The organism is Actinomyces wuliandei, from assembly GCF_004010955.1.
In the GTDB taxonomy this organism is placed as follows: Bacteria; Actinomycetota; Actinomycetes; order Actinomycetales; family Actinomycetaceae; genus Actinomyces; species Actinomyces wuliandei.
In genome coordinates, this window is the sequence record NZ_CP025227.1 from 1,048,642 (window position 1) to 1,070,642 (window position 22,001).

General features: G+C 71.8%; 15 protein-coding genes. 9 read left to right on the forward strand and 6 right to left on the reverse strand.

Annotation, left to right across the window (positions count from 1 at the left end; translation table 11 throughout):
• Positions 1-144: 144 nt before the first annotated feature.
• Together CWS50_RS04325 and CWS50_RS04330 are read left to right on the forward strand one after the other, a co-directional pair.
• Positions 145-2,187, forward strand: a complete 2,043-nt coding sequence (locus CWS50_RS04325; protein ID WP_127841798.1) for a DAK2 domain-containing protein — start codon at positions 145-147, stop codon at positions 2,185-2,187.
• 82 nt (positions 2,188-2,269) lie between these two features.
• Positions 2,270-4,549 (forward strand): ATP-dependent DNA helicase RecG, encoded by a 2,280-nt coding sequence (locus CWS50_RS04330; RefSeq protein WP_127843239.1) that lies wholly within the window; start codon positions 2,270-2,272, stop codon positions 4,547-4,549.
• Positions 4,550-4,636: 87 nt separating this feature from the next.
• Here the strand turns inward: CWS50_RS04330 and rsmD are convergent, their stop codons facing one another.
• Positions 4,637-5,233, reverse strand: coding sequence for a 16S rRNA (guanine(966)-N(2))-methyltransferase RsmD (gene rsmD, locus CWS50_RS04335; RefSeq protein WP_127841799.1), 597 nt, complete (start codon positions 5,231-5,233; stop codon positions 4,637-4,639).
• A gap of 121 nt (positions 5,234-5,354) precedes the next feature.
• Between rsmD and coaD the strand changes: the two genes are divergently transcribed.
• The 6 genes from coaD to CWS50_RS04365 all read left to right on the forward strand — a co-directional run bounded on the left by coaD (position 5,355) and on the right by CWS50_RS04365 (position 9,899).
• Positions 5,355-5,846, forward strand: coding sequence for a pantetheine-phosphate adenylyltransferase (gene coaD / locus CWS50_RS04340; protein ID WP_180342325.1), 492 nt, complete (start codon positions 5,355-5,357; stop codon positions 5,844-5,846).
• Positions 5,843-6,415: an ATP synthase subunit B family protein gene (locus CWS50_RS04345; RefSeq protein ID WP_127841800.1), complete on the forward strand. Its 573-nt coding sequence runs from the start codon at positions 5,843-5,845 to the stop codon at positions 6,413-6,415. The genes coaD and CWS50_RS04345 overlap by 4 nt, the downstream gene beginning before the upstream one ends.
• A gap of 199 nt (positions 6,416-6,614) precedes the next feature.
• The gene (locus tag CWS50_RS04350) at positions 6,615-7,244 is read left to right on the forward strand and encodes a YceD family protein (protein WP_127843241.1); all 630 of its coding nucleotides are present in this window, start codon (positions 6,615-6,617) and stop codon (positions 7,242-7,244) included.
• Positions 7,237-8,130, forward strand: coding sequence for a ribonuclease III (rnc, locus tag CWS50_RS04355; RefSeq protein ID WP_127841801.1), 894 nt, complete (start codon positions 7,237-7,239; stop codon positions 8,128-8,130). Before CWS50_RS04350 ends, rnc begins: the two co-directional genes overlap by 8 nt.
• On the forward strand, positions 8,123-9,085 hold the full coding sequence (gene mutM / locus CWS50_RS04360; RefSeq protein WP_127841802.1) for a bifunctional DNA-formamidopyrimidine glycosylase/DNA-(apurinic or apyrimidinic site) lyase: 963 nt from the start codon (positions 8,123-8,125) through the stop codon (positions 9,083-9,085). Before rnc ends, mutM begins: the two co-directional genes overlap by 8 nt.
• 160 nt (positions 9,086-9,245) lie before the next feature.
• On the forward strand, positions 9,246-9,899 hold the full coding sequence (locus CWS50_RS04365) for a response regulator (RefSeq protein ID WP_119836065.1): 654 nt from the start codon (positions 9,246-9,248) through the stop codon (positions 9,897-9,899).
• Between the two features lie 62 nt (positions 9,900-9,961).
• On the opposite strand, the gene CWS50_RS04370 is transcribed toward CWS50_RS04365, so the two are convergent.
• The 5 genes from CWS50_RS04370 to CWS50_RS04390 form a co-directional block, all read right to left on the reverse strand.
• A complete protein-coding gene (locus CWS50_RS04370; RefSeq protein ID WP_127841803.1) occupies positions 9,962-12,052 on the reverse strand; it encodes a GAF domain-containing sensor histidine kinase in 2,091 nt (696 codons plus the stop codon).
• A 156-nt stretch (positions 12,053-12,208) separates the two neighbouring features.
• Positions 12,209-14,131, reverse strand: a complete 1,923-nt coding sequence (gene cydC / locus CWS50_RS04375; protein WP_127841804.1) for a thiol reductant ABC exporter subunit CydC — start codon at positions 14,129-14,131, stop codon at positions 12,209-12,211.
• Positions 14,128-15,909 carry a thiol reductant ABC exporter subunit CydD gene (gene cydD, locus CWS50_RS04380; protein WP_127841805.1) on the reverse strand — a complete coding sequence of 594 codons (1,782 nt, stop codon included), beginning with the start codon at positions 15,907-15,909 and terminating at the stop codon, positions 14,128-14,130. The genes cydC and cydD overlap by 4 nt, the downstream gene beginning before the upstream one ends.
• 52 nt (positions 15,910-15,961) lie before the next feature.
• The gene (cydB, locus tag CWS50_RS04385) at positions 15,962-17,095 is read right to left on the reverse strand and encodes a cytochrome d ubiquinol oxidase subunit II (protein WP_127841806.1); all 1,134 of its coding nucleotides are present in this window, start codon (positions 17,093-17,095) and stop codon (positions 15,962-15,964) included.
• A gap of 18 nt (positions 17,096-17,113) precedes the next feature.
• The gene (locus tag CWS50_RS04390) at positions 17,114-18,619 is read right to left on the reverse strand and encodes a cytochrome ubiquinol oxidase subunit I (protein ID WP_127841807.1); all 1,506 of its coding nucleotides are present in this window, start codon (positions 18,617-18,619) and stop codon (positions 17,114-17,116) included.
• A 481-nt stretch (positions 18,620-19,100) separates the two neighbouring features.
• Between CWS50_RS04390 and CWS50_RS13430 the strand changes: the two genes are divergently transcribed.
• Positions 19,101-21,899, forward strand: coding sequence for an Rne/Rng family ribonuclease (locus CWS50_RS13430; RefSeq protein ID WP_243118462.1), 2,799 nt, complete (start codon positions 19,101-19,103; stop codon positions 21,897-21,899).
• Positions 21,900-22,001: the final 102 nt, after the last annotated feature.

Sequence of the window (22,001 nt, forward strand, 5' to 3'; positions counted from 1 at the left end):
GGACAGCCCGGGCGCGACCAGGTAGCCTGATGCCCTGCTGGCCCCGTGCTCCCTGGCCGGGGAACGGTGCCCCGGTGCGGCAGCACAGTCCCAACTAGCAGTCCCACGCACGGTCCCAGCAGATCTCTGGCAGCAGGAGGCAGCATGGCGCGTCGGCAGGAACACGCCCGGGCAGGGCAGGGTGCGCCCGCTGTCGTCCTGGGGGGTGCCACGATACGTCACTGGATCCTCCTGGCCGAGGCGGTTGCCGTGGACGTGAGGGACCTGGTGGACGCGCTCAACGTCTTCCCGGTCCCGGACGCCGACACGGGGACAAACGTCCTGCTCACGCTGCGCTCGGCCACCGAGGGGCTGGAACGCGTGCCGTCCTCGGCAGACGCTGTCCAGGTGTCGCGGGCCGTGGCCGACAGCACTGTACGGGGGGCTCGGGGGAACTCGGGCCTGCTGGTCTCCCAGGCGCTGTCTGCGCTGGCGGACGTGTGCGCACAGGCCACCGACCCCTCGGGGCTGCGGGCTGTGGATCTGGTGCACGCCGTGGAGCGGATGGCCTCGACGACGTGGGCGGCTGTCTCCCGCCCTGTGACCGGGACCCTGCTGACGGTGGTCCGCGATGCCGCGACGGCTGCCCGTCGCGCCCTGGACGAGTCCACGCCCCAGGCTCCGGCCTCCCTGAGTGCTGTCGCCGCTGCGGCTGCCTTTGGTGCGCAGGAGTCCGTCGTGGAGACCGTCGGACTGGGGCACGGACCGGTTGACGCAGGGGCAGCCGCTGTCATGCTGCTGCTTACCGGCCTGTCTGACAGCATCGACGCTACCGGTGCCACAGGGGCTGCCGACGTGGGCAGGGACGGCGGCGCCTGGCAGGACCGGGCACCCTACACCGCAGTGGCCTACCAGATGCTGCGCGAGCTCGCGGCCGGGGGACTCTCCCACGGGGCAGGCGGGGCTGCCCCCGGTGCCGCTGGGGCGTCCTCGGGCGAGTTCGAGGTCATGTACCTGCTGGAGGCGACGGCCGACCAGGCCGCCCGGCTGCGTGAGGACCTGGAGCGGGTCGGGGACTCGGTGGGGGTGGTGGGAACCCCTGACGCTCTTGGTGTGGGGCTCTACCAGGTCCACGTCCACACCGACACCCCCCGTGCGGCCCTGCCGCGTCAGGGGCGGGCGCGCCAGACCTGCATCCACCACCTCCATCCCACCGCCCTGGTCGCCCCGGCTGAGGAGCCCCCCTCCCCGTGGTCGGCCACGGACTCGGCAGGCCACGTGGTCTCCTTCGAGCGGCTGGCGGCACGACGTGCCGAGCGTCGGGCACAGTCCGTGCGCATGCACCCCTCCCAGGCGGTCCCCCACCCCGGGCTGGACACTGCCGCCGATGCCCTCTCCGCCGGTCCTGTCGACAGTCCAGGCCCGCTTCCGCGGCCAGGGGCGCGCAGTCGCAGGGTCGGTGTCATCGCCTGCACCCGGGCCCCGGGACTGGTGGAGCAGCTGGCGCGCACCGGGGCTGTCGTCGTGCTGGATCCCGACCGTGATGCCGTGGTGCGGGCCGCTGGTGACCTGGGGGTGGCCCAGGTCGTCGTCCTTCCCTGCGATGCCGCCAGTACCCAGGTCGCCCACGAGGCTGCCCGGTTCCTGGCGGCTCGCTCAGCCGTGTCTGTGACGCTGGCCGCGTCCTCGGCGCCTGAGGGGGGCCGCCGTGACCTGGAGGGCGGGGGCGCCGCCCGGCACCTCGGTGCGTCAGCTGTGCCTGAGCCCGGGGGACCCCAGCTACTGGTGTGCGACACCGACAACGAGGCCCGTGTCCTGGCTGCGGCCGTGGCCGTGGCGGGCCAGGGGCAGGGCGTCCCGCTGGCCGACCTGGCCCAGCGCGCCTCTCAGGCTGGGGCCAGGATACGCACCCTCTGCCTGGGCGGGGCCGAGGCGGAACCGGAGGCCGTGGTACGGGCTATTCACGCTGCCCTGAGGCCGGACGACGAGCTGCTCACCGTCGTCACCGGACGACACGCCAGCAGGGACGTCGCGGTCCTGGTTGTCGGCGCCCTCGCGCAGCGCGGTCAGGTCACCGGCGTGGAGCCCCCCGACGATGACGTCCCCGGCGTCATCCCCGGGGTCTCTCCCGGGGTCTCTCCCGGGGTCGAGGTCGCTGTCCACGCGGGGGGCCAGGAGGAGCCTGATGTCCTCGTCGCCATCGAGTAGGTCGTTGTCGAGCAGGTCGCCCAGCCCCGGTGCGGCGGGTGCTCCCGCCGCTGCCGGTGCCGTGCCCCTTCTGGCGCGTCCCCTGGAGCGTCTCGTGGGCGCGGCGACTGCCTCCCAGCTGTCCAGGCAGGGCCTGGTCACAGGCGGGGACCTGCTGAGGCACCTGCCACGCCGCTACGACACCTGGGGGGAGCTGACGGACCTGAGCACCCTTGTGGAGGGGGAGCAGGCCACGATCCAGGCGCAGGTGGTGCGCTCGGCCTCCCGGCGGACTCGCTCGGGGCACCCTCCCGCCGTCCTGGAGGCAGCCGTCACTGACGGCACCTCCAGGATGGACGTGGTGATGTTCGGGCCCGCCCGCCAGATGAAGGGGCTGGCCGACCGCCTCAGCCCGGGTACGACGGTGCTCCTCAGCGGCAGGGTGGGCTCGCACCGTGGTCGTCGGCAGCTCGCCTCCCCGCGCTTCCAGGTCCTTGACGACCTGGACGACACTGAGCGGCAGGCGCTGCTGGAGCGGCCCGTGCCTATCTACCCCGCCACGGAGGCGCTCCCGTCGTGGAGGGTCGCCAAGGCGGTGCGTACCGTGCTGGACCAGGTGGGCCCGGCCGACCTGGCCGACCCTCTTCCCGAGGGGATCCGACGCCAGGAGGGCCTGGTGGACGTCCTGACCGCCTACCGGTGGGCGCACGCGCCCCAGGACGCCAGCCAGTGGAAGGCGGCCCGTAGGCGCCTGCGCCACGAGGAGGCCCTGGTCCTCCAGGCCGCCCTGGCGCAGCGGCGTGCTGAGCACCGGGCCACTCGGACCGCCGTGGCATGGCCGGTCCCCGAGGCGCAGGGCTCGCTGCGTGCCGACCTGGACTCCTACCTGCCCTACCGGCTGACTGCGGGGCAGGCGCGGGTGGGGGAGGAGATAGCCGCCGACCTGGCTGGTACGGTGCCGATGCAGCGTCTCCTCCAGGGCGACGTCGGCTCCGGCAAGACGCTGGTGGCACTTCGCGCCATGCTGCAGGTCGTCGGGGCGGGGGGGCAGGCAGCCCTCCTGGCCCCCACCGAGGTCCTCGCCGCCCAGCACCACGCCTCCCTGGAGGCTCTTCTGGGGGACCTGGCGGGGGCCGGGACGCTGGGGGCGGCCCGGCGTGCCACCAGGGTCCACCTGCTGACCCGCGCCACCCCTGCGGTCCGGCGTCGTCAGGTCCTGGCAGAGCTGGCGGGCGGGGCGGACGCGATCGTCGTGGGGACCCACGCCCTGCTGTCCGACTCGGTCCAGATCCCTTTCCTGGGACTGGTCGTCGTCGACGAGCAGCACCGCTTCGGCGTTGCCCAACGTGACACCCTTCGTGAGCGCGGGGGCTCCACCGACCCGGCCACGGGCCAGCGCCGCACCCCTCACCTCCTGGTCATGACGGCCACGCCCATCCCCCGCACGATCGCCATGACGGTGTTTGGTGACCTTGTCACCTCCGTCCTGGACGAGGTCCCCGCAGGTCGCAGCCCCGTGACCACCCACCTGGTCCCCTGGGAGCGCCGGACCTGGGTGGAGGGCCTGTGGCGACGTGCCGCCCGTGAGGTGGCCGACGGGGGCAGGGTCTATGTGGTGTGCCCCCGCATCAGCGCCGAGGAGGAGGCGGAGGACGATGCTCTGGCGCTCGCTGGTGGCGGCGTGCCCGGTGTCAGTGCTGACGGCGCGGCTGCCGACCCTGGAGGGGGCCAGGCGGTGGCAGGGGGCGCGGCGGGCAGCGCGCCGGGGGCTCTCGCGTCGGTGGAGCAGTGGGTGCGTGCCCTGTCGTGCGAGCCGGCCCTGGAGGGCGTGGGCATCGGCACCCTGACCGGCCAGATGAGCGGTGCTGACAAGGACGCTGCCATGGAGGCCTTTGCCTCTGGTGCCACTCCGGTGCTGGTGGCCACGACGGTGGTCGAGGTGGGTGTGGACGTGCCCGAGGCCTCCATGATGGTGATCCTGGACGCTGACCGCTTCGGCCTGTCCCAGCTCCACCAGCTGCGTGGCCGGGTCGGGCGTGGCAGCAGGGAGTCGGTGTGCATGGCGGTCACCGGGGCGCAGGTGGGCTCGCCCGCGTTCCACCGCCTCAAGGCCTTCGCCTCCACCACTGACGGCTTCGCCCTGGCTGAGGCTGACCTGGGCCTACGCAGTGAGGGGGACGTGCTGGGCGCCTCCCAGTCGGGCCGCTCCTCGGGGCTGGACCTCCTGCGTGTCACCCGCGACGTGGACCTCATAGCCCGGGCGCGCCAGCAGGCGGAGGCCATCGTGTCGCGGGACCCGCGGCTGGAGGACCACCGGGCGCTCGCGCAGGCGATCGCCGAGCGCCTGGACGCGCGCTCCCAGGCCTTTCTTGAGCGGGGGTAGTGCCCGCCCCAGGCGAACAGGCGCGGCAGGCAGGCACAGCAGCTCACGAGCTCACGCCTGCCAGGTCTGCACGGGGGCTGGCCCCCGTCACGTCTGCCGGACCTGCGCGGGAGGAGCCGCCTGGTCGGCTGGCCCGGCGAACCAGACGGTGGTCTGTCCGTAGCTCCTGAGGAGGTGGCGCTCCAGGCCGACGGGCCAGTCAGGTTCCGGCGACCGCGAGGAGCGCTCCACGACGACCACCGACCTGGGTGCCAGCCACGGGTCCTGCTGGCGGGCAAGGGCAGTCAGGACGCCCGCCAGGGAGACCTCGTCGGTGTCGTAGGGCGGGTCAAGGAGCACCAGGTCCGCAGGCCGACCAGCGGGGCCAGCCAGGAAGGCCGAGACCCTGGCGGTCACGGCACGCACGCCTGGCAGCCCCAGGGAGCGGGCGTTGGCCTGGCAGGCCCGGGTGGCTGGGCGCGCGGCGTCGACCAGGACCACCTCGGCTGCCCCACGGCTGGCCGCCTCCAGCCCTAGCGCGCCCGAGCCCGCGTACAGGTCCAGGACCCGCGAGCCCTCCACCGTCCCGTCGTGCTCCAGGCGGGAGAAGACGGCCTCGCGTACCCGCTCCGAGGTGGGGCGTGTGCCTGACGTGGGCACGGCGATGCGTCTGCCCCCTGCCTGTCCCGCCACGATCCGAGCCATGGCCAGACCCTACCGGTCCCTGAGGCCGTACTCGTGCCAGCAGGTGCCGGCAGCGGATACTGGCACAGCCTCCACGGCGCGGTTCCTGGGAGCGCGGAGGCCGGGCCGATAGCGTGGGACCATGAGCCTGGCTGTCTACCCTGGTAGCTTTGACCCCCCGACCCTGGGGCACGTCGACCTGGCCGTCCGCGCTGCGAGCCTGTTCGACACGGTAGTCGTCGCCGTGGCCCACAACACCTCCAAGGCTGGGCGCTACCTGCTTGACCTGGACACCCGGGTGGGCCTGGTCCGCCAGGCGGTGGCTGGCCTGCCCAGGACCGAGGTCGACGTCGTGCCCGGTCTCCTGGCAGACTACTGCCGCGCCCGCAGGGCAGACGCCGTGGTCAAGGGGCTGCGTAGCGGCACCGATCTGGACGCTGAGCTGCCGATGGCCCTGCTCAACCGGGAGCTGGGAGCCCCTGAGACCGTGTTCCTGGTGGCTGCGCCCGCCTACTCCCACGTCTCCTCCTCCCTGGTCAAGGAGGTCGCCACCCACGGGGGGGACGTCAGCTCCCTGGTCCCCGAGGGGGTCGCCGGGGTGCTGAAGGCAACCACCGAGAGGAGCCCGCTGTGACGACCAGCCACGACGCCGGAGACAGCCTGCTGCGTATCCTGGCCGAGCTTGACGAGCTTATCACCTCTGCCCGCTCCATGCCTATGAGTGCCTCGGCCATCGTCAACCGTGAGGCTGCTCGTGACCTGGTCCAGCGAGCGCGTGACGCCGTACCTGCCGCGGTGCGCCAGGCCGAGGAGATTATCACCGACGCGGACTCCGTGCTGTCGCAGGGCAGGCAGGAGGCTGAGCGCCTGGTCCGCCACGCCCAGGAGGAGGCCGAGCGCCTGGTCTCCAGCGAGAACGTGGTGCGCATGGCCCACGACAGGGCCGACGCGATCGTCGCTGCCGCCGAGGAGAAGGCCGCCTCCCTGCGCCACGGTGCCGATGAGTACTCCGACCAGGCCCTGGCGGCGCTGGAGACGGAGGTCGCACGCATCACCGAGCAGGTTCGCGCAGGCAGGGAGGTCCTGTCCGCACGGCTGGGGTCCCGGGACGGTGCCTCCGGCCAGGCAGCGGTCGGGGAGGTCCAGGAGCCGGTGCGCCGCCGGGCGGGCTGGGCCGTGGACCCGGAGGCGGCGCGCCGCTGACCGGTCGGTACCGGCCAGGTTGGTGCCGTGCGCTGGCGCAGGCCGCAGGACCCTCAGGACAGGTACCCTCCTGTCCGGTACCGCACCACGCCAGGACGACGGGGCGTGGCAGCGGCGCCGTGCGCGCGGTGTGCACAATAGACCCAGGGTGCACGTGGAGGCCCACGTGGAGGACACAGCGGAGGAGACGAGGAAGACCATGCCCGGTACTACGCCCGGACCCGACGGGCTCGTCGTGGACATCACCGACCTGCCGCAGGCCTCTGGCTCGGTCAGGACACTGCAGGTGCGCACGACGGCCCCGGCTGACCTGGGGACCGACATCATCGGTGTCCCCCGGGGAAGCAGCCTCAGCCTGGAGGTGGCTCTGACCTCGGTGGACGAGGGCGTCCTGGCCAGGGCCAGCGCCGACCTCCACGTCCACGGCCAGTGCGTGCGCTGCCTGGCGGACCTCGACGAGGACCGCACGATCACCTTTGACGAGCTCTACCTCACCCCGGAGGCGGTCCTGTCCCGGAGCGCCCAGGGCGACCAGGAGGCTGAGGAGATGCTGACCGTGGAGGGGGCCTCCCTGGACCTGGAGCCTGCGCTGCGCGACGCCCTGGCCCTGGAGCTTCCCTTCCGGCCGCTGTGCCGCCCCGACTGCCCCGGGCTGTGCCCGCAGTGCGGAGAGCGCCTGGAGGACCTGCCCGCAGACCACGGGCACGACGCTGCCGACCCGCGCTGGGCCGGGCTGGCCGGCCTCCTGGAGGAGCTGGTCGGCGAGGGGGACGGGGAGGCTCCCGGTGGGCGCCGGGACGGTGGTCAGGCAGGGGCGAGTGATGGCTAGGCGTCGTACCGTCCCGCCCGCCCGCACTGACGTCGAGGCCCTGGTCTACCGGTGGGGGCCCAGTATTGAGCCTGACCTGCTCGGCCTGGCCCTGACCCACCGCTCCTACGCCCATGAGAACGGCGGGCTGCCTACCAACGAGCGGTTGGAGTTCCTGGGGGACTCCGTCCTGGGCGTCGTGGTCACCGAGCACCTCTTCCGCTCCCACCCCGACGTCCCCGAGGGACAGCTGGCCAAGATGCGGGCGGCGACCGTCTCTGAGCCCGCCCTGGCCGCAGCGGCCCGCGACCTGGGGCTGGGGGACTTCATCAGGCTGGGCAAGGGAGAGACACTGTCGGGGGGCCGGGACAAGGACTCGATCCTCGCTGACACCCTGGAGGCCCTCATCGGCGCCACCTACCTGACCCACGGCCTGGAGCCGACCCGGACCGTGGTCACCCGCCTGGTCTCCCGGTTCCTGGACACCGCCCGCACCCGGGGTGCTGGCCTGGACTGGAAGACGAGCCTGCAGGAGCTGTGCGCCGCCCACGGGCTGGGCAGCCCCTCCTACGAGGTCACCAGCCACGGACCCGACCACGAGCGCTCCTTCACGGCCCACGCTGTCGTGGACGGCCAGCAGGCGGGGCGGGGCAGCGGCACCTCGAAGAAGGCCGCTGAGCACGAGGCCGCTGAGGCAGCCTACGCCACGATCCTGGCCTCCAGGGGTGACGGCGGCCTGGATCTGCCCGGTGTCCACGACGCGCTGAGGGCCGACCTCCTGGCAGGCCGAGACACCGAGGACGGCACCGAGCACCTCCCCGGCGCCCCGGCACCCTCCAGCGACCAGCCTGTTGCCCAGGAGGGTGCCGACCTGCGGGGCGGACCAGGTCGCTGCGCACGTGCCTGAGCTCCCCGAGGTCGAGGTGGTGCGTGCGGGCCTGGAACGCCACCTCAGGGGCCGTAGGGTCACGGCTGTGGAGGTCCTCGACCCTCGCCCGCTGCGACGTCAGGCGGGCGGGGTGGAGGGCTTGCGCTCCCAGCTGGTCGGCCGGACCCTGGAGGCCGTGGTGCGACGAGGCAAGTTCCTCTGGGCACCCCTGGGGCGCGACCGGGCGCTGTCGGTCCACCTGGGCATGAGCGGACAGCTCCTGGTGCGCGACGGTGAGGACCCACGGCGGTGCGAGCCTGGTAGTGCCGGGCAGGCTCCCTCGTCTGGCAGGCCGTTGACTCAGGTGCCCCAGGGACACCGCCACCTGCGCCTGCGCCTGCACCTGGGGCCGCAGCCCCGGGGACCGCAGACAGCTGCCCGCCTGGACCTGGTGGACCAGCGCATGCTGGGCGGGATGCACGTCGCGGCACTGGTGCCCACCTGCGACGGCGCCCCGGGCGGGCGGGGCACCAGCGCCGCCCTGCTCCCGGCCGACACCACCCACGTGGCCAGGGACCTGCTTGACCCCGACCTGGACCGGTCCCGCGTGGTGGAGCGCGTGCGGGCCTCACGTCGCGCGGTCAAGACCCTGCTGCTCGACCAGGGGATCGTCTCCGGGGTGGGTAACATCTACGCGGACGAGGGGCTGTGGCACGCGGGCCTCCACGGTGCCCGGCCCGGGACCTCGCTGGGGGAGCACGCGGTCACCGGCCTCCTGGAGGCTGTCGCCCAGGTGATGGACCGGGCGCTGGAGGCGGGCGGGACCAGCTTTGACGAGCTCTACGTCGACGCCGAGGGCAGCCCTGGGTACTTTGCCCGCGCCCTGGAGGCCTACGGCCGGGTCGGCCAGCCCTGCCACCGGTGCCGGGCACTGATGCAGGTGGAGAGGATCGGTGGGCGCTCCCACACCTACTGCCCGTGCTGCCAGAGGTGACCCGCCCGGGCCGGGCACCACCTTCCTGCCGTGGCAGATGTCCCCTGACAGACGTCCCCTGACAGACGTCGCGCTCCTGTCGGGTGAGGTGCCCTGCCCGGGGCGGACCCCGGCGCTACCGTTTGTGACGTAGGTCCCCAGGGCTGGTAGGGTCGTTGGCATGCCAGCTGCGCCCTCCCCGGAGACGGACCGGGTCATGATCGTGGACGACCACGAGATCGTGCGTCGTGGGATCGCCGAGATCATTGACCGGGCGGACGGGCTGGACGTGGTCGCCGAGGCGGGCTCGCGCGCGGAGGCCCTGCGCCGTGCCCAGCTGGTCCGCCCCGACGTCATCCTCGTGGACCTCCAGCTCCCCGACGGTACCGGGATCGAGCTCATGCACGAGCTCAGGGAGCTGGTCCCGGAGACCCTGCCGATCGTCCTGACCTCCTTCGACGACGACAAGGCGCTGGCAGAGGCCCTGGAGGCCGGGGCCCGGGCCTACCTGCTCAAGACGGTGCACGGCGCCGAGATCAGTGATGTCGTGCGGGCTGTGGCATCCGGCAGGGTCCTGCTGGACGAGCGCACCGTCACGCGCCGCCGTGCCGACCACGACGACCCCACCGCAGAGCTGACCAACGCCGAGCGCAAGGTGCTCGACCTCATCGGGGACGGGCTGTCCAACCGGGAGATCGGTGAGCGCCTGGGCGTGGCGGAGAAGACGGTGAAGAACCACATCACCTCGCTGCTGGCCAAGATGGGGCTGCAGCGCCGCACCCAGGTGGCCGCGTGGGTGGCCGGGCAGCGGGCCTCCGGCTGGCGCCGGGGCTGAGCCAGGGCCGGGGTGGGGTGCTCGGGGAGCTGTGCGCGGTGGCAGGGCCGCAGGGAGGGCTCCTAGCCGCCGCGCCCCAGCGGCACCCGCCAGGTGAGGCAGGTGCCGCGATGCCCACCGTCGGACCAGGCCCTCGGGCCGATGACAAAGCTGCCCGAGTGCCTGCGAGCCCGCTCGGCCATGTTGGCGGTCCCGGAGCGGCGCGTCACCCTCGGGTCCACGCCCACGCCGTCGTCCCGGCAGACGATCTCCACTGATGGCACACCGTCGTACGGCCAGGCAGCCGACCTCGCCTCCTGCTCACCTGCCGATCGTGTGCCTGGCTGGCAATCCTCCGGCCCTGCATGCGGGGACCGGCTGGCAGGCAGCACGCCCTGGACCCTCACGTCCACGGTGACCGAGGAGGCGTGGGCGTGGCGGGCGACGTTGCTCAGTCCCTCGCGGACCACCGCCACCATGTCGTCAGCGACATCGGAGTCGATGGCGGCGTCGACCGCCGCGATCAGCTCGTCCTCCTGCTCCCGGGGTACCTGGGCCATGCCCCGCCCGTCCACGCTGAGCAGCAGGGAGGGGGCGTAGCCCAGGGAGGTGCGGGCCAGGGAGGCCTCGCGCCGCAGCCGCTCCACCACGCTGACGTCCTCGTCACGGTCCCGCAGGGAGCGCACGATGGAGCGGATCTGGCGCACCGAGTCGTCCACGGCCTCCAGCGCGGAGGTGAGGACCTCCTCCACCGCATCCTTGTCCAGCATGTCCGTGCCCGCTGTGCTGTCGGTGGCAGAGGCCTGCGCGGTGTCGTCGGCCGGGCGCAGGCGGGCGTGTGCGGCGGAGATCTGCATCCCGGTGGCAAAGAGCTGCTGGATCGCCAGGTCGTGCAGGTCGCGCCCGATCCTGGCCCGCTCGTCCAGGAGGGTGGCCATCTCCTCGGCGTGCTGGGCGTCGGCCAGCTCGAAGGCCATCGTGGCCTGGCCCGCGACCAGCTCGGCGATCTCCAGGTCCTTGTCGGTGAAGGGAGGCGCGTCGCGGTCCCGCAGCAGGAGCATGACCCCCACCCCCCGGCCGCGGTGGATCATGGGGGCGTAGAGGGCGGGACCGAACCCCGCCAGCTCGGGCAGCCTCAGGTCGTCGCGGTCCCAGGCCTCGGCCAGGGAGCGCACCGTCAGTCCTGTGCGGCGGGCCAGCGTGGTCAGTGCCCGGCCCTCGGGGGAGAAGAAGGTGCCGATCAGCTCCTCAGCGTGGCGTCCGTCGGCGATCTCGCAGATCCACGCCTCGCCCACGCTGGGCAGGATGAGGGCGGCGGTGTCGGCGTGGGCCACCTGGCGGACCCGGCGCGCGATGAGGCTCAGGGCGTCGTCCTCCTCCGCCCCGGACAGGAGGAGGGTGGTCAGCTCCTGGGAGACCGACATCCACTGCTCCCGGTCACGCGCCTCCCGGTAGAGGCGGGCGTTCTCCACGGCGACGGCAGCAGCCTCTGCCAGGGTCAGGACCGTGGCGACATCAGCCTCACTGAACCCGGACGGCTTGTCACACAGGTAGAGGCACCCGTAGTCCTGCCCGTGCAGGCGCAGGGGGGCTGACAGCAGGTTGCCCGCCGTCTCGCCCTCGATAGCACCGGTGAAGGCCGATGCGCCGCACAGGTCGTTGTCGATGACGACGCCGGTTCCCTCCGGTCCAGCCAGGGGCGCCCTGCCGGCCAGGTGGGCGAGCTCGTCCGGGGAGGCGGTGGGGTGCCCGGTGCTGACTGTGGGACCTGAGGCGCCCGGGACGGAGGGAAAGGCGGTCCCCGGCACGTCGGCTTGGCTGAGCACAGCGATCGTCCCCCATGAGGCCCCTGTCATGGAGCAGGCCGACTCCACCAGGCGCTGCAGGGCGTCAGGGACCCTCAGGGAGCTGGTCAGTCTCAGGGCAGCCTGGATGAGGTCGACGGTGGCGGCGTCGAGACGGGGCGACTGCGCTGGTACCTGCCTGCTGCGGGTGGAGGCCAGCTGGTCCGCGTGGACGGCGTAGGCCAGGTGGCCTACGCCGGCGAGGGCGTCGCCGCCGGGCACGCTCCCCGCCCAGGAGGAGTCTCCACCAGAGGCGCCAGGCAGCACACCGCCCTGACCTGGGGCGTCGGCTGAGCCGTCCCGGGAGTGCTCCCGGGACGGCTCGTGCATCCTGTCACACATCCTTCCTCCCGTGTCTCCTGTTGTTTCTCCTGCCGTGCGGGTCGTGCGCCTCAACCGGCTCGCTGCTGTGGCCCACTGCCTGGTCCGTGGCGTGGACCTGGCCTCGGCGGGTCCTGCGGCGGTCCGGCCCTGTCGTCGTGGTCGTCATGGTCGTCGTGGTCGCTGTGCTGGCTGCGGGAGGGGGCTTTCCTGGGCCAGGGACCACCGGTACTCCTGGTGCGTCGCCACCAGCTGCTCGTGGCTGCCGCGGCCGATGACGGTGGCGGGTCCCTGTCCGTCGTGAGGCTCGCCCTGGGGCCGTCCCATGATGATGACCTCGTCAGCCGCTGCCAGCGCGCTGAGACGGTGGGTGACCAGCAGGACCCCGCGCTCCCGGCCGCCTGCCTGCAGGAGGTCGGCCACGAGCCTGTCGGCCGTGGCGGGGTCCAGGTGCTCACCGGGCTCGTCCAGGACCATGAGCGGTGCTGGCGCGGCCAGGGCGCGCGCCAGCAGGAGGCGGCGCCTCTCGCCTCCCGACACGGTGGTCGCGTTGGCACCCACGACGGTGTCCAGGCCCTCGGGCAGACTGTCAAGCCAGTCTCCCAGGCCCGCCTGCCGCAGCAGGAGCCGTGCCTGCTCAGGGCTGAGGTCCCCGTGAGCCACCCGGAGGTTCTCCAGGACCGTAGTGTCGAAGACGTGGGCGTCCTCGGCGGTGACGGTGAGGCTGGCGGCCACCTCCTGGCGGGGGCGCAGCCACGGGGCGGTGCCGTTGAGGGCCAGTGTCCCGCCCCTGGGCTCCAGCATCCCGGCAAGGGTGAGGACCAGCGTGGTCTTGCCGATCCCGGAGGGGCCGACGAGGGCGATCCGCCTGCCCGGAGCCAGGTCCAGGCTGATCCCCTCGGCGACTGCCGGCCCCCCGGGCCAGCCGACGGCCAGGTCCTGGGCGTGCAGGTGCGCGCGCGGGAGCCTCCGGGGCGTCCTGCCCGGGCGGGCGGGCGCGCGGTGGTCGCGCGAGGACGGCGTGGTCCTGGGCGCCGTCCCGGGTGCAGCCGAGGGCAGTGCCGTGCCTGCCTCGGCGGCCTCGATCATGGCGACTACTCGCCTGGCGGCCCCGGCGGAGCGGACCAGCTGGACAGTGGCTGGCGCCAAGGAGGAGGTGGTCTCGAAGGCCGCCAGGGGGACCAGCACGATGACAGCCAGCCAGACCTCCCCCAGCCGCCCTGACTGCACCGCGGGCAGGCCGACCAGCAGGTTACCCAGCACAGCAGCACCCATGGCCAGGGAGTCGACCGCAGTCGCGGCAGCAGCGGGGCGGGCGGCGCGGTCGCGTGCACCTGCCAGCCTGTCCTCGGTACGGGCGAGGTCGTCCATGACGTCTGCCAGGCGTGACGACACGGCGAGCTCGGGTCCGGACTCCAGGACTGTCATCACGGTGGAGGACAGGTCGGTGGCCTGCTCCTGGCGGGCCAGCTCGGCCAGGCGGGAAGAGCGGGCTGTCGCCAGGGGGCCGATGATGCCCGTTGCCAGCAGGCAGACGGACACGACCACAGCCGAGGGCCAGTAGACGGCTGCCAGCCCCAGACAGGTGGCGGCTCCCACCGTGGCCGTCACGGCCATCGGCAGGTAGGCGCGCACCACGAGGTCGCCGACGGCGTCGACGTCAGCACCCACCCGGGCCAGCACGTCACCACGCCTGAGGCTGACGACTGCGTCGGTGCGTGCCGAGGCGAGGATCTCGTAGAGGTGGGTCCGCAGCGCGCTCATGCCCCGCAGGGCCGTGTCGTGGGAGATGAGCCGCTCGCAGTAGCGCAGGACGGAGCGGGAGATCCCCAGCAGCCGCACCGCCACCGGTGCGACACCCAGGGCGGCGATGTCGGTGGCCAGGGAGGCCTGGGCGATGAGCCAGGCCGCCACGGCCGACAGCGCGACCGCTGAGGCTGTGCCAGCGGCCCCGGCCAGGACGGCGCCCGCGAAGCGGCGGCAGTCCAGGTCGGTCAGAGCGGTGGCCCGGCGCAGGGCGTGACGTTCCTGGGACGACAGGACTCCCCGCAGGGTCCCGGCGGTGGCGGCTGTGTCCGTGGGCGTCATGGAGCCTCCTGGCCTGGTGCGTGTGCCTCCTCGGTGCCCGTGCTGAAGTCGGCGGTGCCAGGGGAGTCGGAGGTGCTGGAGGTGACAGTTACGGTGTCCTGGGCCAGGGCGGCCAGGGCAGGACGGTGCGCGATGACGACCACGGTGCGTCCGGAGGCGTGCAGCGCACGTACCCCGTCGAGCACGTGGGCCTCGCTGGCCGCGTCCAGGTGCGCGGTAGGCTCGTCCATGACGACCAGTGCGGCGGGTGCGAGCAGGGCACGGGTCAGGGCCAGGCGCTGGCGCTGTCCCACGCTGAGCCCCACGCCCCCCTGTCCCAGTGGTGTGGACCAGCCCTGGGGCAGGGCGGACACGACCTCGTCCAGGCCGGTGGTCCGGGCCGCCTCAGCCAGGGCGGCGGGCACGCTGGCCAGGCGCGTCGAGCCCTCTGCAAGGGGTGACGAGGTGGCGGTGTCGCGCAGGCCGGTGTCACGCAGGACGTTGTCCAGCACGGTTCCGGGCACGATGACAGGGCGCTGAGGGACCCAGGAGACCTGCCGCCACCAGGTTGCGGGGTCGATGTCCTCCAGGCGGACTGTGCGGGAGGTCTCCCCCTGGGGGAGGACCGTGACCTCGCCCTTGTCAGCGGGAAGCAGGCCGAGGAGGACCTGGGTGGTCGTGGTCTTGCCAGCCCCGGAGGCGCCGGTCAGGACGACCAGGCGTCCGGGGCGGATCTGTGCGGACAGGTTGTGGGGTGCCCAGCGGCCCCGGGCCGACACGCACAGTCCCGTGATGCTGATGGTGCTGGAGGCCAGGTCCGGGCAGGCCTGCTGCCCTCGAGGTTGCACGGGAGTCTCCAGTACCTCGAAGACGGCGTCGGCAGCGGCCACCCCGTTGGCGGAGGCGTGGAACTGGAAGCCGACCTGGCGGATCGGCTGGTAGACCTCAGGGGCGATCATGAGCACCAGGAGGCCGGTGGACAGGTCCAGGCTGCCGTAGAGCAGGCGAAAGCCGACCTGGACGGCGACGATGGCCACGGACAGGGTGGTGATGAACTCCAGGACGGCTCCTGAGAGGAAGGCCACCCGCAGCGTGGACATCGTGGTGCGGTTGTAGGCGCGGCCCAGTGCCCGCACCCGTGCGGCCGGCCCCTTCTCACGACCGAGGGCCTTGAGCGTGGGCAGCCCGGCGAGCAGGTCGAGAACCTGTCCTCCCAGACGCTCCATGGCTTCCAGCCTCTCCTGGGAGTAGGCCTGGGTCATCCTGCCGATGAGGACCATGAACACCGGGATCAGGGGGATGGTGCAGATGACGACGACGGTGGAGGGCAGGTCCTGGGTCAGGAGCACCACCGTGGTCGCCGGGGTCACGGTGGCTGCCAGCAGCAGCTGGGGCAGGTACCGGACGAAGTAGGGCTCCAGGTCCTCCAGCGCCCGGGTCAGCAGGGTGGCGGTGTCGGCACCGTGGAGGGCCAGCCAGCGAGGCCCCAGGGCGACCGCGTGCTGGAGGACCTGCCGACGCAGGTCAATGACAGTGCGGGTGGCTGCCCTGTGGGCAAGGGACTCCTGGAGGTAGAGCACCAGGGGGCGCATGACCACGACCAGCCCCAGGGCCAGCAGCAGGACGGGAACGCTGTGAGTGCTGCCCGAGCCGACCACTGTCGGAGCCACCACCTGTGAGACCAGCACGGCCTGGGCGATGACCAGTCCAGCCACGACGACGCCGCTGAGCGTGGTCATGGCGATGTACCTGCGTGCCGCCCGAGCGTGACGCAGGAGACGTGGGTCAAGAGGCTTCATCAGGACAAGGATAGTGGCCTGGCCCGAGTCCCTGGCTGCTCTGTCAGGCCGGTCAGTGGCCGATGTGCGCCTCCGGCTGGGCAGAGTCGCGGACCCGGGTGGGGTGGAGGCCCCCCTCGTCCGGGTTGACCTGGCTGGCGCTGATCCTGCCTGAGAAGACCTTGTAGCTCCAGATCGTGTAGGCCAGGACCCCGGGCATAAAGACCACCATGGCAGCCAGCATGATCATCAGCGTCGTGTCCGCGCTGGCGGCCTGTGTGAGGGTCAGGGAGTAGGCGGGGTCCACGGAGGAGCGCATCACGTCAGGCGCCATGGCGACGAAGATGAAAATGACGGCGAAGGCGATGCCCGCGAAGTGGAAGGCAAAGGCCTGGGTGCCTCGGTCGGCCCGGTTGGCGGCCAGGGACATGGTCAGCCCCAGCGCAGCCAGGGCCAGCGGGACCCAGGAGAGCATGCTGGCGGAGTAGACCAGCTGGGCCCACAGCGCCCACACCGCGGTCACGGCTGTCGAGGCCACCCCGAGCCGCTGCGAGGCGTCCTTGGCCCGCCGGGAGAGCTCTCCATCCGTCTTGATCCTGAGGAAGAGGGCACCGTGGCTGAGGAAGAGCAGGCAGGTGACGGCACCACCCAGGAGGGTGAAAGGGGTGAGCATGGACCAGAAGCCGCTGGTGACCTGGTGCGCTGCCCCGCTGACCAGGCTGTCCGCCGGGACCTCGCTGGCGGGGACCACAGCGCCCGAGGCGGTCTCGACGACCTCGACGTGCATGCCCTGGACCAGGTTGGCGAAGGTCACGCCCCACAGCACAGAGGGCACCCAGGCGGCCACAGTGTGGACCCAGTCCCAGCGGTCGCGCCATGACTGGGAGTTGATCTTGGGACGCCACTCGATGGCGCACACCCGGACGATGAGGCACAGGAGGATGAGGAGCAGGGGGATGTAGGCGCCGGAGAACAGGGTGCCGTACCACTCGGGGAAGGCGGCGAAGATAGTGGCACCGGCTGTAACCAGCCAGACCTCGTTACCGTCCCAGTGGGGGCCGATCGCCGTGATCATGGCACGGCGCTCCCGCTCGTCACGGCCCAGGACTTTCAGGAGCATCCCCACTCCGAAGTCGAAGCCCTCCAGGGTGAGGTAGCCGACCCACAGGACGGAGATGATGACGAACCACAGGACTGCCAGAGTCATGATGTGCCTGCCTTGTGCTCAGTAGTCGAAGGACAGGAGCGCCGGCGCGGCCGCGTCGTTGCTGGGGTCCTGGTCCCTCGGAGGTCTCTGGGTGCGTACGCCCTCACGGACGTAGCGTCGTAGCAGCATGAACCACACCATGCCCAGTGCTGCGTACAGGAGGGTGAAGATGGTTACTGAGGCCAGGACGGTACCTGCCGAGGCGGCGGTGGAGACCCCGTCAGCGGTGCGCATGTACACCTGGGAGACCGGGTCTGCCAGGTTGGGCACGACGACCCAGGGCTGGCGCCCCATCTCGGTGAAGATCCAGCCGAAGGAGCAGGCGACGAAGGGGAGCCACATCGTCCACAACGCCGCCCTGCCCAGCCACGGGCGGGTGATCAGCCTGTCGGACCGTAGCAGCCACAGGGCGAGCGCGCCGATGCCGACTGAGGCCATGCCCAGCCCGATCATGAGGCGGAAGGACCAGAAGGTGATCATGACGTTGGGGGTGTAGTCGGCCTCCGCCGCGCCGGGCTCGTGCGCCTGGATGTAGTCGCTGTACATCTGCTGGGCGTCGTCCAGGCCGGTGAGCTCAGCGTTGACGTCGTTGGTGGCCATGAAGGAGTAGACCCCGGGAACCGAGATGAACCGTGTCATCCCGGTGTCGCAGTCGCCGAAGGCGACAGCGGTGAACGGCGCCCGGGACTCGGTGTGGCACAGTCCCTCTGCTGCTGCCATCTTGGCGGGCTGCTCCTCGGTCACCAGGTGGCCCTGGAAGTGTCCTGACACCGCCGTGGCCAGCCCGGCGGCAAGCATGACGGTGGCGCCCAGCCGGGTGGTGCGCCGCCACAGGTGGCGGGCCTCGTAGTCCTGGTCGGCGCGCGCGGCCCGGGTCATCCACCACACGGACACCCCCAGGACCACCGTGCCGGCCACGAGGAGGGCCGAGGTGAGGACGTGGGTGGCCGTGGTCCACAGGATGGGGTTGGACAGCACGGCGACGAAGCCGGAGAAGCCGTCAAGCTCGGCGCGGCCGGTGTCCGGGTTGATGACGGCCCCCACGGGGTGCTGCATCCAGGAGTTGGCCGCCAGGATGAAGAAGGCCGAGAAGTTGGTCCCTGCGGCAACGGCCCACATGCACAGGTTGTGGAGCCTGGGGGAGAGGCGGTCCCAGCCGAAGATCCACAGCCCCAGGAAGGTGGACTCCATGAAGAAGGCGAGCAGGGCCTCGAAGGCCAGAGGGGCACCGAAGATGTTCCCGACGAAGCGAGAGTACTCCGACCAGTTCATGCCGAACTGGAACTCCTGGACAAGACCGGTGGCAACTCCCAGGGCGAAGTTGATGAGAAGGATCTTCCCGAAGAACTTCGCGGCGACAAGCCACTGCTCGTTGCGCGTGCGCAGCCACAGCGCCTCCATGAGGGCGACCATCGGGGACAGGCCGATGGTGAGAGGCACGAGGATGAAGTGGTAGACGGTCGTGATGCCGAACTGCCAGCGAGCCAGGTCGAGGGAGTCCAGCGCCAGCGGTGCGATGACCATCAGCGCCACCTTTCAAAGATGACAATGGAGTTAGCAGGAGCGTCGCGACACGAGCCGCGGGGGACTCTGGTCCCAAAGTGTAGCGGCTCACTGACGGTTTGTCACAAACGGAGCGAAGTACAGCTGTGCTGTTACCGCAAGACCTGTGCCGGCTGTGGGTGCGGGTCAGGGACGTGGGGGGTGCGGGTCGGGGACGTAGGGCGCGCTACTGCCCTGGGGAGAGGGGCGGGTGTGGAATACTTGCGCAGGTCCCGGGCGTCCCGTACCGATGTCTGGGGCAGGCACCCTGGGACGACCTCTTCCGGGAGCCTCGCGCCGCTGCAGGCGCCGCCGCGAGCCCGGCCTGTGCAGGCGTCAGGGGTGTCAGCGCCCACTAGCGGCGTACGCGACAGACTTTGTGGGTGCTCCTTACCGACAGGAGCGTGACCGTGCCGGACCGCCGGGGGTACGACGGCGGCGACGGCACCCGGACAACCTCGATATGGCACGACGTACAGCAACAGAAGAAGACCACGGCGACCACAGGCCGCAGGAGGTCTCCCAGGGGTCGGCGACGCAGTCGGCCGACCACCACACGGTGTCAGCTGCGGCACCCCAGGAGGCTCCCGCTGCGGGGCCCCAGGACAAGGGCAACGAGGAGCCCCCGCGTCTTCCGGCGGCCTCGCTGCTCTTCCAGGCTCCTGACCCCAGCCGGGCGCGTCGCCGCAGGCGGGTCACACAGCAGTCTGTGGCACCAGACCCGGCCCCTGCCGCCTCCCGGCGTGCCGCGACCGCGCTGCGCGGAGGCTCTGGTGCTCAGCAGCAGGAGCCGACACAGGACAGAGACAGTCAGGACCCCGCCGCAGATGGTGCTGGCGGGACCGGAGGCTCGGTGGGTGGGAGCTTCTCGGGACCGGGCTCCTCGTCTGGACCCAGGCGGGGCCGCCGTCGCGCAGCCGCGGAGGAGTGGTCCCCGCAGGGCGAGGAGGAGATGGACGACAGCACGGGCAGCGGCACACGCGCAGACGCTGCCCGTGCTGACGAAGGCGAGCAGCCTGAGCAGACCGAGCAGGCCGAGTCCAGTGGGAGCCGCAGGCGTCGCCGCGGCAGCCGGGGGCGCCGCTCCCGCTCACGTACCGGTGCCGACGCAGAGGCAGTGGACTCAAGCAGCCAGGACAGTCAGGGCAGAAGCCAGGACAGGGGCGGCACGTCGTCGCGGGAACCTGGTGACACCGGGCGGGAGGCTGCCGAGGACGTCCCTGACGCCTCGGAGGACTCCTCGACCTCCTCGGTCCCACGCCGCCGCCGTCGTTCGCGCACGCGCACGGAGCCAGGTCGGGAGGCCCGTGACGAGGTGACTGCGCTCAAGGGCTCGACCCGACTGGAGGCCAAGCGTCAGCGCCGTCGCGAGGGACGGGCTGCTGGCCGCCGCCGCAGCGTCGTCACCGAGGCCGAGTTCCTGGCCCGCCGTGAGAGCGTGGACCGGCAGATGATCGTGCGCGAGGCGGACGGCCTCAACCAGATCGCCGTCCTGGAGGACGGGCTGCTGGTAGAGCACTACGTTGCTCGGCACACCCAGACCTCCATGGTCGGCAACGTCTACATGGGCCGGGTCCAGAACGTGCTGCCCTCAATGGAGGCTGCGTTCATCGACCTGGGCAAGGGGCGCAACGCCGTCCTCTACGCCGGCGAGGTTGACTGGGAGGCGGCCGACGCCGCTGGTCGGCCTCGCCGTATCGAGGACGCCCTGTCCAGCGGGGACACGGTCCTGGTCCAGGTCACCAAGGACCCCATCGGGCACAAGGGGGCGCGGCTGACCAGCCAGGTCACCCTGGCCGGGCGCTACCTGGTCCTTGTCCCTGGGGGCAGCATGACTGGGATCTCGCGCAAGCTCCCCGATACCGAGCGGTCCCGGCTGCGCAAGATCCTTCAGCGCGTGGTCCCCGAGTCCGCAGGCGTGATCGTGCGTACCGCCGCCGAGGGCGCCTCGGAGGACCAGCTGGCCGCCGACGTGGCCCGGCTGGTCTCCCAGTGGGAGGCGATCGACAAGAAGGCGGCCTCAGTGCGTAAGGGCAGCACCAAGGTCCCGGTGCTCCTCAAAGGGGAGCCAGAGCTGGCGGTGCGGGTCGTGCGGGACGTCTTCAACGAGGACTTCCGCAGGCTGGTGGTCTCCGGGTCCACCGCCTGGAAGACGATCTCCGGCTACGTCAACGACCTCAGCCCCGACCTGGCTGACCGCCTCGAGCACTGGACGAGCCCGGAGGACGTCTTTAGCGCCCACCGTGTGGACGAGCAGCTGGCCAAGGGCTTCGACCGCAAGGTCTGGCTTCCCTCTGGCGGGACCCTGGTCATTGACCGCACCGAGGCGATGACCGTCATCGACGTCAACACCGGTCGGTTCACCGGGGCGGGCGGTACCTTGGAGGAGACGGTCACCCGCAACAACCTTGAGGCGGCCGAGGAGATCGTGCGGCAGCTGCGGCTGCGCGACATCGGCGGCATGATCGTCATCGACTTTGTCGACATGGTCCTGGAGTCCAACCGCGACCTGGTGCTGCGACGTCTTGTCGAGTGCCTGGGCCGGGACCGTACCCGGCACCAGGTCACTGAGGTCACCTCGCTCGGTCTGGTGCAGATGACCCGCAAGCGCGTGGGACAGGGTCTGGTCGAGGCCTTCTCCACCACCTGCGAGACCTGCAGAGGCCGAGGCTTCATCGTGCACGACGAGCCGGTGGAGAACCAGCAGGTGGACATGTCCGCCTCCGCCTCGCGGGGAGCGGGCAAGGGGCGCGGACGCAGGAGCAGGGAGACCGGGTCCGGTCGGGACGCGGCACGTGCGTCCACCTCCGGGTCCAAGGCTGCGGACAGGTCCGCCAAGGAGGCGAGACAGGCCGGTCCCTCTGACCAGGACCAGGCCAAGGACCCGGGGCAGGCTGTGTCAGAGGTCTCCCCGGTGGTCTCCGTGACCTCCCAGGAGGAGGCGCGCTCCACGGTCCGCGGTGCCCTGGCCCAGATCGCCGCCGCCACCGAGCAGGCCCACCAGGCCCACGGAGACAGTGGGAACAGTGCGAGCAGCAGTGGGGATGGTGGGAGCAGCGGGAGCAGGACTGGCGCTGGGACTGGGACCCAGGCCAGGAGGCCCCGACGGCGTCGGGTCGTGACCACCGAGGTGACCGCACCGCAGCCGGCGGCCCCGTCACCGGCTGTCGCACCCACGACTGCGTCTGCTGGCGCGCGGGCGGCCGGCACGCAGGCTGACGGCGACAGCGCTGCCAGCACCGTCGGCGACAGCACTGCCTAGAGCGGGCCCCGGCCCGTGCGGCTGCCTCCTGTCGACTCCACCGGCTCTACGTACCTGGTAGTTGTCTGGTAGTGCTGTGGGGTACCCACGTCGGGCCGGGAA

What these genes read in the sequence shown, in the direction of transcription:
- CWS50_RS04325 (WP_127841798.1), top strand. Translation starts at nt 145, where the DNA reads ATGGCGCGTCGGCAGGAACACGCCCGGGCAGGGCAGGGTGCGCCCGCT.
- rsmD (WP_127841799.1), bottom strand. Translation starts at nt 5,233, where the DNA reads ATGGCTCGGATCGTGGCGGGACAGGCAGGGGGCAGACGCATCGCCGTG.
- coaD (WP_180342325.1), top strand. Translation starts at nt 5,355, where the DNA reads ATGAGCCTGGCTGTCTACCCTGGTAGCTTTGACCCCCCGACCCTGGGG.
- CWS50_RS04350 (WP_127843241.1), top strand. Translation starts at nt 6,615, where the DNA reads ATGCCCGGTACTACGCCCGGACCCGACGGGCTCGTCGTGGACATCACC.
- rnc (WP_127841801.1), top strand. Translation starts at nt 7,237, where the DNA reads ATGGCTAGGCGTCGTACCGTCCCGCCCGCCCGCACTGACGTCGAGGCC.
- CWS50_RS04365 (WP_119836065.1), top strand. Translation starts at nt 9,246, where the DNA reads ATGCCAGCTGCGCCCTCCCCGGAGACGGACCGGGTCATGATCGTGGAC.
- CWS50_RS04370 (WP_127841803.1), bottom strand. Translation starts at nt 12,052, where the DNA reads ATGCACGAGCCGTCCCGGGAGCACTCCCGGGACGGCTCAGCCGACGCC.
- cydC (WP_127841804.1), bottom strand. Translation starts at nt 14,131, where the DNA reads ATGACGCCCACGGACACAGCCGCCACCGCCGGGACCCTGCGGGGAGTC.
- cydD (WP_127841805.1), bottom strand. Translation starts at nt 15,909, where the DNA reads ATGAAGCCTCTTGACCCACGTCTCCTGCGTCACGCTCGGGCGGCACGC.
- cydB (WP_127841806.1), bottom strand. Translation starts at nt 17,095, where the DNA reads ATGACTCTGGCAGTCCTGTGGTTCGTCATCATCTCCGTCCTGTGGGTC.
- CWS50_RS04390 (WP_127841807.1), bottom strand. Translation starts at nt 18,619, where the DNA reads ATGGTCATCGCACCGCTGGCGCTGGACTCCCTCGACCTGGCTCGCTGG.
- CWS50_RS13430 (WP_243118462.1), top strand. Translation starts at nt 19,101, where the DNA reads ATGGCACGACGTACAGCAACAGAAGAAGACCACGGCGACCACAGGCCG.